The following is a 13,799-nucleotide window of genomic DNA, read 5'->3' as shown; positions in this document are numbered from 1 at the left end:
TCCGCCACGTTATCCGCCGTGGGGCGGATCAGTGCAAAGTGAGGACCTCGTGCCTACCTCGAAACGCCTGCGTCCCCCCGTCGTCGCCGTCACCGGCGCCGCCTCCGGTCTCGGCCGGGCGTTCCTCGCGAAGGTGGCCTCGTCTGCGGATTTCCGCCGCGTGGTGGCCATCGACGAGCAGCGCGGCGACGTCCCCGACGTCACCTGGCGGGTCCTCGACATTCGTGATCCGCTCTTGGCGAACCGGATCTCCGATGTGGACGTCCTGGTGCATCTCGGCACGGACGAGTCGCTCGACACCGATCACGCCGAGCGCCGCCGCTACAACCTGCGCGCCGCCCAGACCGTGCTCACGGCCTGCGCCGCGGCCCGGGTGCGGCGGGTCGTGCTGGTGACGAGCGCGATGGTGTACGGCGCCGCCGCCGACAATCCGGTGCCCCTGCCCGAGGACGCCCCGGTCGCGGCCGAGCCCGACACCGGCCTGGTGGGCGATCACCTGGAGATCGAGGCCCTGGTGCGGCGGTCGCTGCGGGCGCATCCCGGCCTGGAGGTGACCGTGCTGCGGCCCGCCGCCCTGGTCGGTCCGGGCGTCGACACCGTCATCACCCGCCACTTCGAGGCGCCGCGGCTGCTGGTGGTGAAGGGCTGCCTGCCGCGCTGGCAGTTCTGCCACGTCGACGACCTGGTGTCCGCGCTGGAGGCCGCCGCCCTGGGCAAGGTCGGCGGAGTCGTGGCGGTCGGCTCCGAGGGCTGGCTGGAGATGGAGCAGGTGGAGGAGATCTCCGGCCTGAAGCGGTTCGAGCTGCCGGCCGGCGTGACGTTCGGCACGGCGCAGCGGCTGCACCGGCTCGGCATCACGCCGACCGCCGCGACCGACCTGCACTACGTGGTCTATCCCTGGGTGGTCGACGGCGTGGCGCTGCGGGAGGCGGGCTGGAAGCCGGCCTGGACCAACGAGGCCGCGCTGCGGGAACTGCTCGAACTGTGCGAGGGCAGGCACGCGGTCGTCGGCCGCCGCCTGTCGGGCAAGGAGGCCACGATCACCGCCGCGGGCGCGACCGTCGCGGTCATCGGCACGGCCGCGATCGTCCGCGCCGCCCGCCGCAAGCGCCGCACCTGATCGGGCTCAGGCGTTAACCTCGGGGACGTGGACGTCATCCGATTGCTGGGCATCCGCGACACCCCGTTGTCCGTGGACGAGGTGCTGGGCGCGGTGGAGGACCATGCCGCCGGCGGCACGGCGGTCTTCGTCGGCACCGTACGCGAGCAGGACGGCGGCAGGCCGGTGACGCTCCTGTCGTACTCGGCGCACCCGTCCGCCGAGGAGCACCTGCGCAGGGTCGCGGAGAAGGTGGCGGCCGACCACCAGGTGACGGCGCTGGCGGCCGTCCACAGGGTGGGCGACCTGCGCCTGGGGGAGATCGCCGTCGTCGTGGCGGCCGCCTGCCCCCACCGCGGCGAGGCGTTCGAGGCCTGTCGCAGGCTCATCGACGACCTCAAGCACGAGGTGCCCATCTGGAAGCACCAGGTGTTCGCCGACGGAGACGCCGAATGGGTCGGCGCCTGCGACTAGCGCCCGCGAAATGCCCGGAGCCCGGAACGCATAGAGTTCGTCCATGTCCCGACGCGCTCTGACCCTGCTGGTCGCGGGTTTCCTCGCGCTCGCGTTGGCCGTGATCGGCGCCATGCTGCCGGTGCCGTACGTCGTGCTGAGCCCCGGCCCCACCGAGAACACGATCGGGGACGTCAAGGGCAAACCGGTCATCACGATCTCGGGCCATCAGACCTATCCCACACAGGGCAGGCTGAGCCTGGTCACCGTCGCCTATCAGGGCGGGCCCGACAACCGTCTCGACCTGCTCACCGCGCTGCGCGGCTGGCTCGATCCGACGGTCGCCGTGGTGCCGGAGGAGACGCTGTTCCCGAAGTCCACCTCGGCCCAGCAGGTCGAGGAGCAGAACACGCAGGAGATGACCGACTCGCAGCAGTCGGCCACCGCCGCCGCGCTGAACGCCCTCAAGGTCCCCATCGAGAAGGTGGTCACGGTCGCCGAGACCGACAAGGGGGCGCCGGCCGACGGGAAGCTCAAGCCGGGCGACGAGATCACGGCGGTGGACGGCACGACGGTGGGCGAGCTCGCGTCCGTCGCGGCGTCCGTGCAGAGCCGCAAGCCCGGCGAGCAGGTGACGTTCACGGTCAGGCGCGCCGGCACATCGACGCAGGTGCAGGTCGGCACCGTGGCGGGCAAGGACGGCAAGGCCAAGGTCGGCGTCCAGATGCGTTCGGGCTACCGGTTCCCGTTCACGGTCGACATCAGCGTCGGCGAGGTCGGCGGGCCGAGCGCGGGCCTGATGTTCTCGCTGGGCATCTACGACAAGCTGACGCCGGGGGCGCTCACCGGAGGCATGTCGGTCGCGGGCACCGGGACGATCGACCCGGCCGGACAGGTCGGCCCGATCGGCGGCATCGAGCAGAAGATGGTCGGCGCTCGCCGGGCGGGCGCGACGGTCTTCCTCACGCCCGCAGGCAACTGCGCCGACGCCGTCAAGGCCGTGCCCGCCGGGCTGCGCCTGGTGCGGGTCGAGACGCTGGACGGCGCGATCAAGGCGATCGACGCCCTGCGCGATCACTCGGGCGAGGTCCCCGCCTGCCCGGCCGGCTGAGCGTACGCCGGGGGCACGGGGGCCGTGACCTGCCCGTCTTCGAGGCCGGGAGGCGTCATGAGAACGATCAGATCTGTTACCACGACCACGCCGGTCGCAGTGTAGGTTTCCAAGCACGGACCGTTGCCCTCTGACAATCATGGCCCTGCCAATCTGAGACAAGGGGTTGAGCGTTGAGCTTCCGGAGCCCCGGAGCCGGACGGGCGGTGCGCTTGCCCCGACGGCCGCGCCTTCTGATACCCGTGCTGATCGCCGTCGTGGCGATCGTCGTATTACTGCTGGTCTTCTCGGGGATCTACACCGACTACCTCTGGTACGACTCGGTGAACTTCTCCTCGGTGTTCTCCACGATGCTGCTCACCCAGGTGGTGCTGTTCATCGTGGGCGCCGCCCTGATGATCGCCATCGTGGGCGGCAACATGGTGCTCGCGCACCGCACCCGCCCGATGTTCGGGCCGGGGATGTTCGGGGCGCCGCAGGGCGCCGACCGCTACCGCGTCGCGCTCGACCCGCACCGGCGGCTGGTCTTCCTGGTCGGCATGGGCGTCCTCGCCCTGTTCACGGGCTCGTCCACGGCGGGGCTGTGGCGGACCTGGCTGCAGTTCGTGAACCGCACGCCCTTCAACGAGAAGGACGCGCAGTTCGGCCTCGACCTGTCGTTCTTCGTGTTCACGATTCCGTTCCTGCGGATGCTGCTGAACTTCCTGTTCACGGCCGTGGTGCTGTCGATCATCGCGGCCACGGTCGTGCACTACCTGTACGGCGGGTTCCGCATCTCCTCGCCCGGCGGGGTGCACGCCACCCGGGCCGCCCGGGCGCACCTGTCGGTGCTGCTCGGCGTGTTCGTCCTGCTCAAGGCCGCGGCCTACTGGCTCGACAGGTACAGCCTGGTCTTCTCCGACCGCGGCAAGGTCTTCGGCGCGTCGTACACCGACGTGCACGCGGTGCTGCCGGCCAAGGGGATCCTCGCGGTCATCTCCCTCATCTGCGCGCTGATCTTCTTCGCCGGCGTCATCAGGCCGGGCGGGATGTTCCCGGGCGTGGCGTTCGGGCTGCTCGTGCTGTCGGCCGTCCTGATCGGCACCGTGTATCCCTCGCTGGTCGAGCAGTTCCAGGTCAAGCCGAACCAGCAGAGCAAGGAGCAGGCGTACATCCAGCGCAACATCGACGCGACTCGAAAAGCCTACGGAGTCGACACGGCGAAGGTCACGGAGTACAGCGCCAAGACCGACACCGACGCCTCCGTGCTGCAGACCGAGGCGTCGGCCATCCCCGGCATGCGCCTGCTCGACCCGAGCCTGCTGTCGCCGACGTTCCAGCAGAAGCAGCAGATCCGCGGCTACTACCAGTTCCCCGAGCAGCTCGACATCGACAGGTATCCCGTCGACGGCAAGCCGCGCGACACGGTGGTGGCGGTCCGCGAGATCGGCCGCCCGCCGGACGGGCAGCGCAACTGGATCAACGACCACCTGGTCTACACGCACGGCTTCGGCTTCGTCGCCGCGCCCGGCAACAAGGTGGACAGCAGCGGCCTGCCGGAGTTCAGCGAGCGCGACATCCCGCCGGTCGGCGATCTCGGCGACTACGAGCCCCGCGTCTACTTCGGCGAGAACTCGCCAGACTACTCCATCGTCGGCGGGCCGCAGTCGGCCAGGCCCAATGAGCTGGACTACCCCCAGCAGGGACAGGCGGGCGCCGACCAGCAGAACACCACCGGCCAGGTGAACAACACCTATGAGGGCAAGGGCGGCGTCTCGATCGGGAACTTCTTCCGCCGCCTGCTCTACGCGGTGAAGTACGGCGAGACCAACCTGCTGCTGAACTCGAACATCAACGCCGAGTCCCGCATCCTCTACAACCGCGAGCCGGTGGAGCGCATCCAGCAGGTCGCGCCGTTCCTCACGCTGGACCGCGACCCGTACCCCGCGGTGGTGAACGGGCGCATCGTGTGGATCGTGGACGCGTACACGACCTCCGACTCCTACCCCTACTCCGAGCGCAAGAGCCTGGAGTCGCTGACCACCGACGTGCAGTCGAGCCGTCTCGGCGTGCCGCAGGTGCCCAGGGACGAGGTCAACTACATCCGCAACTCGGTCAAGGCGACCGTGGACGCCTACGACGGCACGGTGACCCTGTACGCCTGGGACGAGTCCGACCCGGTGCTCAAGACCTGGGAGAAGGCCTTCGGCGGGGTCGTCAAGCCGGCCTCGCAGATCAGCCAGGCGTTGCGCGCCCACCTGCGCTACCCGGCCGACCTGTTCAAGGCGCAGCGGGAGATCCTCACCTCCTACCACGTCACCGACGCCAACGCGTTCTTCAGCGGCCAGGACTTCTGGAAGGTCCCCGAGGACCCGGCGACCGGCAAGAGCAAGCAGCCGCCCTACTACGTGACGATGAAGATGCCGGGCAGCGACACCGAGCGCTTCTCGCTCACGACCACGTTCGTGCCCAACCAGCGGCAGAACATGGCGGCGTTCATGGCGGTCGACGCGACGGCCGCCGCGCCGAACCCGCCATTGGAGATCCTCCAGTTGCCGAGCACGACCGCGATCCAGGGTCCGCCACAGGCGCAGAACCTGTTCGAGTCGAACACCACGGTGTCGACCGAGCTCAACCTGCTGCGCGGCGGCGGCACCGACGTGCTGTACGGCAACCTGCTCACGCTGCCCTTCGGCGGCGGCCTGCTGTACGTCGAGCCGGTCTACATCCAGCCGCGCGCGGAGACCTCGGGCAAGTATCCGACCCTCCGCCGGGTGCTCGTGCTGTACGGCGAGAAGGTCGGCTTCGGCCCCACGCTCGGCAACGCGCTGGAGCAGGTGTTCGGCGGCACCGTGGCCACGCCGCCGGAGCAGACACCCGACCAGACGGCGAACCAGCCACCCGGTCAGGTCACTCCGCCGGAGAACTCCTCGGCGCTGACGTCGGCGCTCGGCCGGGCCCAGCGGGCGTACGACGATTCGCAGAAGGCGCTGTCGTCGAACCCGCCCGACTGGAAGGCGTACGGCGACGCGCAGACCGCGCTGAAGAAGGCGCTGGACGACCTGGCCAAGCTCAAGGGCGGGACCCCCGTCCCGGCGGCGTCCCAGGCTCCGGTCCCGAGCGGGAGCCCGAGTCCGAGCGGGAGCCCGAGCGGGAGTCCACCGGCCGGTGCGACTCCCAGCCCCACACCGAGCGGCTGAGCCCTTCCGGAGCCCCGCGTCCCCACGGGCGCGGGGCTCCGGTTTGCCTCCCGCGCGATACCGGGATAGTCTCGAAGAGCCGACGCGGGGTGGAGCAGCTCGGTAGCTCGCTGGGCTCATAACCCAGAGGTCGCAGGTTCAAATCCTGTCCCCGCTACCAAGTGTCAGAGGCCCGGTCTCCGGAAACGGAGGCCGGGCCTCTGGTCGTTCACCGGTCCCCCCGTCGTCGACGAATACGATCACGGGCGCGGACGGCGGATGGCACCCCCCGCGACGTTCACCGTCACCCGCTCCGGCGGCGAGGTCGCGGTCTCCTCCTCCCTCGCCTCCGGCTGGAGGTACGAACTCGCCTGACACCACAAATGATTTGGCACTCGCCCCCGGCGCCCGGTAAGCTTCAAACACACAACGACGCGGGGTGGAGCAGTTCGGTAGCTCGCTGGGCTCATAACCCAGAGGTCGCAGGTTCAAATCCTGTCCCCGCTACCAAGAGTCGAAGGCCCGGCCTCCGGAAACGGAGACCGGGCCTTCGGCCTTCCACGGGTCTGATCCAGTCCGGTGCGGAGTAACGCGTGATCACGTTGGATCGCCTGGTCAACGTGCTGGGCGCGTACGGCGTACGGCTGTGCGGGCGGCCCGAGAGGCGCTCGGCGCGGCTGCGCAGCGTGGCGATGCCGGACGCCACCGACGGCCGGGTCACCGGTGACGTGCTCGTGGCTGTGGGAGCCGGGTCGGTGACCGAGGCGGTGCGGTGGGCGGTCGCGGCCCAGGCCACGGTGGTCCTGGTGCGGGCGGGCGCCGAGACCGCGCGCGAGGCGGCCGTGGCCGGCGAGAGCAACGACGTGGCCGTGATGCTCGTCGACCCCGCCGTCTCGTGGAGTCACCTTGTCGGAGTGGTCTACGGACTGGTGCTGGAAGGGCGGGAGACCGAGTCGGGGCGGGGGCCCACGGACCTGTTCGCGCTGGCCGACAGCCTGGCGGACGCCGTCGGCGGCGCCGTGACCATCGAGGACCCGCTCTCGCGGGTGCTCGCGTACTCCCGCTCCCAGCAGGCGGGCGATCCGGCCCGCCTGGAGACGATCCTGGTGCGGCAGGTTCCGGAGCGGCTGCGCGAGATGTTCCGGGCCCGGGGGGTGTTCGCCCGCCTGGCGGCGACGGACGAGCCGATCTTCGTCGAGCCGGACCCGTCGCACGGCATGACCGGGCGGATGGTGGTGGCGGTGCGGGCCGGGCGGGAGCTGCTCGGGTCGGTGTGGGTGACATGCGGCAGTCCCCTGACCGGGACGCGGCACACCGCGCTGGCGAACGGCGCGCGCGCCGTGGCGTTGCACCTGCTGCGCTCCCGGGCGAGCGCCGACCTGGAACGGCAGGTGGAGTCCGACCTGGTCGTCCGGCTGCTGGAGGGCACCGCCGACGCCGCGACCGTGGTCAGCCGCCTGGGACTGGCCGCGCGGGAGACGCGGGTCGTCGCGGTCCGCACGCACACCTCCGAGGAGCCGCACGCCATGCTCCTGCTGGCCTTCGAGCGGGCCACCACCGGTTTCGGCTGGTCCAGGCCCGGGAGGAGCACGCTGCTCGGCGACACGCTCTACACGATCCTGCCGGACGCGGGGGCGGCGGCGGCACGGGAATGGGTGGCCGCGCTGGGGGCGGGGCTGCCGCCGCGGGTGCGCGTCGCGGCCGGCATCGGCGCGGCGGCCCAGGCGGCGGAGCTGCCGGCGAGCCGACGGGAGGCGGAGGAGTGCCTGGCGCTGCACGAGAGGGACACCTCCCACGCCGTGCCCGCCGGCGGGCCGCCCGCGTACGACGAGTCCTGGGACGACATCCTGCTGCACCGGTTGCGCGCCGCGGCGCGGGCGGGCCGCGTGCCCGCACGTGGACCGGTGAGCGCGCTGCGCCGGCACGACGCGCTCCACGACACCCACTATGTGGCGACGTTACGGGCGTGGCTGGAGGCCCAGGGCGATCTCACGGTCGCCGCCGAACGGCTCGGCGTGCACGCCAACACGGTCCGCAACCGCCTGCGCAGGATGAGCGAGGTGACCCCGCTCAATCTGGACGACCCGCGCAAGCGCCTCGCCATGGTCATCACTCTGGCGGCCGAGGACGAATAGGAGGTTGTCCGAAACCCACAACAAGGGCGCTGCGATTGTGGGGCCGCTACAACCGTGGGCGGCGCCGCGCGGGCGATGCTGGCCGGGCAAGCAGTCGCCTGGTGTGGAGGTGGGGCATGTCCGAGCGCGTTGACGACTGGCCGCGGTCGGTCATCGTGGTGGGCGCGGGGATCGTGGGCCTGTCCACCGCGTGGTTCCTGCAGGAACGCGGTGTGGAGGTCACCGTGGTCGACCGCCGGGGCGTGGCCGCCGGCGCGTCCTGGGGCAACGCGGGCTGGATCGCGCCCGGCCTGGCCATCCCGCTGAACGAGCCCTCCGTGCTGCGGTATGGCCTGCGCTCGCTGCTCAATCCGGCCGCGCCGCTGCACGTCCCGGCGACCGTCGATCCCGGACTGTGGGCGTTCCTCACCCGTTTCGCCGCCAACTGCCGATGGCCGTCGTGGACCCGGGCCGTGCGCGCCAACCTGCCGCTCAACGACGAGTGCATCGAGGCGTACGAGGTGCTCGCCGCCAACGGCGTGGCCGCCCCTGTCGAGGACGCGCCGATCACCGCCGGCTTCCGGACGCCGCGCCAGGCCCAGGGCCTGCTTCACGAGCTGCGCAGGATGGCCGAGGCCGGGCAGCCGGTCGATCACACCGCGCTGGACGCACGGCGACTGGCCGAGGCCCTGCCGCTCGCCTCGGAGGCCTTGACCGCGGGCGTGCGGATCGACGGGCAGCGCTACATCGACCCCGGCCGCTTCGTCCACGCGCTGGGCGAGGCCGTCGTCGAGCGGGGCGCGACGATCGAGAAGCACGAGGTCGCCGACGTGCGCAACGACGCAAGGAAGGTCGTCGTGGTGGCCCGGGACGGCGCCGTTCTGTCCGCCGACGCTGTGGTGCTGGCCACCGGTGCCTGGCTGTCCCGGCTGGCGGGCCGCTGGGGCGTACGCGTTCCCGTGCGGGCCGGCCGCGGCTACTCGTTCACCGTGCCGGTGGACCACCCCGTCCCCGGCCCGATCTACCTGCCCGATGTGCGGGTGGCGTGCACGCCCTACCAGGGCGGGCTGCGCGTCGCGGGCACGATGGAGTTCCGCGACCCGGACGCTCCGGCCGTCGAGGCCCGGCTGCGGGCGATCATCGCCTCGGCCCGCCCCCTGCTGCGGGGCGTGCGCTGGGAGGAACGCACCGACGTCTGGGTCGGCCCCCGGCCGGTCACGCCGGACGGGCGACCCCTGATCGGCGCGACCGACGCCCCGGGCGTCTACGTGGCAGGCGGGCACGGCATGTGGGGCCTGGCCCACGGTCCGGCCACCGGACGGCTCCTCGCCGAGCAGATCAGCACCGGCAAGCAGCCCGCCGCCCTGCGGGAGTTCGACCCGCTGCGCTGAGCCCGTTCAGCTGAGCCCGTTCAGTTGGGCGCCGCCTTGCGGGCCTTGTCGCGGGGCGACAACAATCGCCCGATATGTGTCGCACAGTGACATTGAGGCGGGACCGTCCGGTGGTGAAGGCTCCCCGCATGCAGGCCCGCATCACACTGGAGGACGTCGCCGCGCTGGCCCGCGGCTGCGCCGTGCTCGGCACCGGCGGCGGCGGGGACGTCCGCCCCGGCGCCATCGCCGCACGGCGCGCGATACGCGAGCACGGCGAGGTGCCGCTCGTCACCCTGGACGAGTTGCCCGATGACGCCCTCGTGCTGCCGCTGTCGGGAATCGGCGCCCCGACCGTCAGCAACGAGATGGTCCACGGCACGGACGAGCCGGTCAGGATCGCCGAGGAGATCGAGCGGATCTTCGGCCGTCCGCCCGCCGCGGTCATGTCCTCGGAGATCGGCGGCGGCAACGGCGTCGCCCCGGTGGCCTGGGCGGCCAGGCTCGGGCTGCCGCTGCTCGACGCCGACGCGATGGGCCGGGCCTTCCCCGAGGTCCAGATGGTCTCGATGTACGTGGCCGGGATCCCGGCCAACCTCGTGGTCATGACCGACGTCGTCGGCAACGTCGTGACGATCCGGCCGGTCGACGGCCTGTGGTCGGAGCAGATCGCGCGGGCCGTCTGCGTGGCGGCGGGGTCGAGCGCCCTGATGGCCGACTACGTGCTGACCGCGCGCGAGTGCGCGGGCGCGGTGATCGAGGGCACGGTGAGCCGGGCGATCGCGGTCGGCCGGGCGACCGAGGGCGCCGCAGACCCGCTGGCCGCACTGACCGCGGAGCTCGGCGCCGTACGGCTGATCACCGGCAAGCTGGGCGACCTGGAGCGCAGGACCACCGGCGGGTTCGCCCGGGGCACGGCGACGATCGAGGGCACCGGCGACGACCGGGGCAGGACGCTGACCCTGGAGATCCAGAACGAGAACCTCGTCGCCGTCGAGGACGGCCGGGTCAGGGCCATGGTGCCCGACCTGATCACGGTGGTCGACAGCCAGACGGCGACGGCGATCCAGACCGAGGGGCTGCGGTACGGCCAGCGGGTGACCGTGCTCGCCTGGCCCTGCGACCCCCTGTGGCGTACGCAGAAGGGCCTGGAGACGGCGGGGCCGCGGGCGTTCGGCTACGACATGGACTACCTGCCGGTGGAGAAGATCGCATGAGCGAGCGAAGCGAGCGAATCAGTAGACACAGGGTGTTGTGCTCATGCGACTCCGAGCCGCAAGGCGAGGAGGTGGCATGAGTACGACGCTGCGGGTCGGCATCGACGTGGGCGGCACCAACACCGACGCGGTGGTGCTGGACGACGACGACCGGGTCCTCGCCACCGCCAAGCGGCCCACCAGCCCCGACGTGACCGAGGGCCTGCGCGCCGCGCTCGACGCGGTCCTCGCCGAGCTGCCCGATCCGGGCCTGGAAAAGCGTGTGAAGCGGGTGATGCTCGGCACCACCCACGCGACCAACGCGATCCTCGAGCGGCGCGCGCTCGGCAGGGTGGCCGTGCTGCGTCTCGGCGCCCCGGCGACCACCTCCGTGCCGCCGCTCAGCGAGTGGCCCGACGACCTGCGCGACACCGTCGCGGCGGGAACCGCGATCGTGCGGGGCGGGCACTTCGTCGACGGGCGCGAGATCGCGCCTCTCGACGTGGACGCGGTCAGGAAGTTCGTGGCCACCACGCCCGCCGACGCGGTCGCCGTCGCCGGCGTGTTCAGCCCGGCGAGCGCCGACCAGGAGAACCGGGTCGCCGAGATCATCCGCGCCGAGATCGGCGACGTGCCGGTGAGCCTCAGCCACGAGATCGGCTCGCTCGGCCTGCTGGAGCGCGAGAACGCGACCGTGCTCAACGCCGCCCTGTACGGCGTGGCCCGCGACGTCACCGCCGCGCTGCGCGAGGCCCTGGACGCGAGGGGCCTGGAGGTCGAGACGTACTTCGCGCAGAACGACGGCACGCTGATGGCCGTCGACTACGCGGCCCGCTACCCGGTGCTGACCATCGGCTCGGGCCCGGCCAACTCGCTGCGCGGCGCGGCCTACCTGTCGGGCGTGACGGACGCGATCGTGGCCGACGTCGGCGGCACCTCGACCGACCTCGGCGTGCTCGTGGGCGGCTTCCCCCGGGAGTCGGCCGCGGCGGTCGAGATCGGCGGGGTCACGACCAACTTCCGGATGCCCGACATCCTGTCCATCGCGCTCGGCGGCGGCACGATCGTCGGGGCGGAGCCGCGTTCTGTGGGCTACCGGATCGGCACGGAGGCGCTCGTCTTCGGCGGCTCCACCCCCACCATGACCGACGCCGCGGTGGCGGCCGGGCGGGGAACGGTGGGCACCCGTCCCGTCCCCGAGGAGTGGCGCGAGCGGCTGGCCCGGGCCGTACGGACGGCCGACGAGGCCGTCGCGGACGCGGTGGACCGGGTGGCGCTCGGGCGCGCCGACCGGCCGCTCGTCGCGGTCGGCGGCGGCGCGTTCCTGCTGGCCGATCGGATACCCGGGGCCCGCGAGGTGATCCGCCCCGCACACGCGGAGGTGGCCAACGCCGTGGGCGCGGCCATCGCCCTCGCCAGCGGCAGGCTCGAAACGATCGTGCCCGCTTCTGGAGGCGGGAGCTCCAGGGCTAGATTGATCGACAACGCCAAGGAGGAGGCGGCCGCGCGGGCCGTCGCCGCCGGGGCCGACCCCGCAACCGTTCAGATCGTCGAGCTCAGCGAGATTCCTCTCAGCTACCTTCCTGAGCCCGCGGTGCGCCTGCACGTCAAGGCCGCCGGCCCCCTCGCCCGGCAGGCCGGATAGGAAAGGAACTCCCTCACATGCGCTGGCACAAGCGTCTTCTCGCCGCGGGGGCCGTGGCCGCCGTGACCGTCACCGCCGCGGCCTGCTCGGGCGGGCAGGTTCGCGGCGCCGCCGACTCCACCCCGCAGCCCGGCTCCTCGGCGGGCTCGGCCGGAGGCACGGCCGACAGCACGTTCGTGTACGTCCCCAACCTGGACGTCGTCACCGACTGGGACCCCGCGAGCTCGTATTCAAACGAGAACATCGCCATGGAGAACATCTACGAGTCGCTGACCCGCTACAACCCGCAGACGAAGAAGGCCGAGCCGCGGCTGGCCGCCTCGTGGACCTCCTCGCCCGACGGCAAGAAGTGGACGTTCACGCTGCGTGAGGGCGTGAAGTTCCACACCGGCAAGCCGGTGGACGCCGCCGCGGCCAAGGCCGCGATCGAGCGCACGATGAAGGAGGGGCAGGGCGCGGCCTACATCTGGGGCGCGGTCAAGAAGATCGAGGCCAAGGACGCCACGACGCTCGAGTTCACGCTCAAGTACCCCACGCCGCTCGACCTGGTCGCCTCGGCCGGCTACGCGTCGTACGTCTACGACACCGCGGCCGCCTCCGGCGACCTGAAGAAGTGGTTCGGCGAGGGCCACGACGCGGGCTCCGGGCCGTACACGATCGAGAGCTGGCAGAAGGGCAAGGAGACCGAGCTCACGCTCAAGGCGTTCGACGGCTACTGGGGCGGCTGGGACGGCCAGCACTACAAGAAGATCGCCTACCGGGTCACGCCCGAGCTGACCACCGCCTGGCAGCTGTTGCAGCGCGGCGAGGTGTCGTTCGTCCAGCGGCTCAACTCGCAGCTGTTCGCCCAGGCGGGGAGCACGGACACGGTGCAGACCTCGCAGACGCCGTCGTTCCAGAACCTGCTCGTGCTGTTCAACACGGCCGACGGCCCGCTCAAGGACGTGAAGCTCCGCCAGGCCCTGCAGAAGGCGATCGACTACGACGGCCTCGTGGCGGCGATGAAGGGCTCGGGCGTGGCCGCCAGCGGCCTGGTCCCCGATGGCCTGCTCGGCAACGTCCCCGGCATGACGCCCAAGCAGGACCTCGCGGGCGCCGAGGCGCTGCTCAAGGAGGCCGGCTACGGTCCCGGCGGCAAGCAGCTCGACCTGACGCTGACCTACGCCCAGGGCGACGCCGACCAGGAGCTGCTGGTCACGCTGCTCTCCTCGGCGCTCGACAAGCTGAACGTGAAGCTGTCGGCCAAGCCGCTGCAGTGGACCACGCAGTGGGACCAGGGCAAGGCGAAGGACCCGTCGAAGCGCCAGGACATCTTCGTCATGTACTGGTTCCCCGACTACGCCGACGCCTACTCGTGGTTCGTCAACGTCTTCCACGGTGAGAAGGACGTGCAGTTCAACCTCTCCTACCTGAAGGACGCGGCGATCGACAAGGAGATCGACGAGCTGCCCGCCCTCACCGCGACCGACAAGGCCGCCGCGGAGAAGGCGTACGCCGACCTCCAGAACAAGATCATCGGCGAGCAGGCGGCGGTGGCCGTGCCGTACGTGCAGAACTACCAGCGGGCCTTCGCCAAGTCGGTCCAGGGGTACGTTGACAACCCGGCCTACCCCAACGTGGTGTTCGTCTACGACCTGAAGCCCGGCGCCTAAT

9 protein-coding genes and 2 tRNA genes are annotated in these 13,799 nt (G+C 71.5%); all 11 read left to right on the top strand.

Going from position 1 to position 13,799, the window contains the following annotated elements; all coding sequences use genetic code 11:
* Window positions 1-49 precede the first annotated feature (49 nt).
* Window positions 50-1,120, top strand: coding sequence for an NAD-dependent epimerase/dehydratase family protein (locus tag FH610_RS33475; protein ID WP_240809349.1), 1,071 nt, complete (start codon window positions 50-52; stop codon window positions 1,118-1,120).
* Window positions 1,121-1,147: 27 nt separating this feature from the next.
* Window positions 1,148-1,573, top strand: a complete 426-nt coding sequence (locus tag FH610_RS33470) for a molybdenum cofactor biosynthesis protein MoaE (RefSeq protein ID WP_139579239.1) — start codon at window positions 1,148-1,150, stop codon at window positions 1,571-1,573.
* A 43-nt stretch (window positions 1,574-1,616) separates the two neighbouring features.
* Window positions 1,617-2,663 (top strand): YlbL family protein, encoded by a 1,047-nt coding sequence (locus FH610_RS33465; RefSeq protein ID WP_139579238.1) that lies wholly within the window; start codon window positions 1,617-1,619, stop codon window positions 2,661-2,663.
* Between the two features lie 206 nt (window positions 2,664-2,869).
* Window positions 2,870-5,842 carry a UPF0182 family membrane protein gene (locus FH610_RS33460; RefSeq protein WP_338104609.1) on the top strand — a complete coding sequence of 991 codons (2,973 nt, stop codon included), beginning with the start codon at window positions 2,870-2,872 and terminating at the stop codon, window positions 5,840-5,842.
* Window positions 5,843-5,925: 83 nt separating this feature from the next.
* Window positions 5,926-6,002 (top strand) — tRNA-Met (locus FH610_RS33455).
* A gap of 252 nt (window positions 6,003-6,254) precedes the next feature.
* Window positions 6,255-6,331 (top strand) — tRNA-Met (locus tag FH610_RS33450).
* 83 nt (window positions 6,332-6,414) lie between these two features.
* A complete protein-coding gene (locus FH610_RS33445) occupies window positions 6,415-7,956 on the top strand; it encodes a PucR family transcriptional regulator (protein WP_139579236.1) in 1,542 nt (513 codons plus the stop codon).
* A gap of 116 nt (window positions 7,957-8,072) precedes the next feature.
* Window positions 8,073-9,326 (top strand): NAD(P)/FAD-dependent oxidoreductase, encoded by a 1,254-nt coding sequence (locus tag FH610_RS33440; protein ID WP_139579235.1) that lies wholly within the window; start codon window positions 8,073-8,075, stop codon window positions 9,324-9,326.
* Between the two features lie 113 nt (window positions 9,327-9,439).
* A complete protein-coding gene (locus FH610_RS33435; protein ID WP_240809348.1) occupies window positions 9,440-10,522 on the top strand; it encodes a DUF917 domain-containing protein in 1,083 nt (360 codons plus the stop codon).
* Window positions 10,523-10,598: 76 nt separating this feature from the next.
* Entirely contained in the window at window positions 10,599-12,146 is a 1,548-nt protein-coding gene (locus FH610_RS33430) for a hydantoinase/oxoprolinase N-terminal domain-containing protein (protein ID WP_139579234.1), read from the top strand.
* A gap of 17 nt (window positions 12,147-12,163) precedes the next feature.
* The gene (locus FH610_RS33425) at window positions 12,164-13,798 is read left to right on the top strand and encodes an ABC transporter substrate-binding protein (protein WP_139579233.1); all 1,635 of its coding nucleotides are present in this window, start codon (window positions 12,164-12,166) and stop codon (window positions 13,796-13,798) included.
* Window position 13,799: the final 1 nt, after the last annotated feature.

The sequence above is a fragment of the Microbispora catharanthi genome (assembly GCF_006334915.2).
In the GTDB taxonomy this organism is placed as follows: Bacteria; Actinomycetota; Actinomycetes; order Streptosporangiales; family Streptosporangiaceae; genus Microbispora; species Microbispora catharanthi.
Note: the sequence above shows the minus strand (reverse complement) of the source record. Positions and strands in the feature narration are given on the sequence as shown.

Bases quoted from the DNA above. Each gene is read 5' to 3' on its own strand.
- FH610_RS33465 (WP_139579238.1), top strand. From the start codon at position 1,617: ATGTCCCGACGCGCTCTGACCCTGCTGGTCGCGGGTTTCCTCGCGCTC.
- FH610_RS33440 (WP_139579235.1), top strand. From the start codon at position 8,073: ATGTCCGAGCGCGTTGACGACTGGCCGCGGTCGGTCATCGTGGTGGGC.
- FH610_RS33430 (WP_139579234.1), top strand. From the start codon at position 10,599: ATGAGTACGACGCTGCGGGTCGGCATCGACGTGGGCGGCACCAACACC.
- FH610_RS33425 (WP_139579233.1), top strand. From the start codon at position 12,164: ATGCGCTGGCACAAGCGTCTTCTCGCCGCGGGGGCCGTGGCCGCCGTG.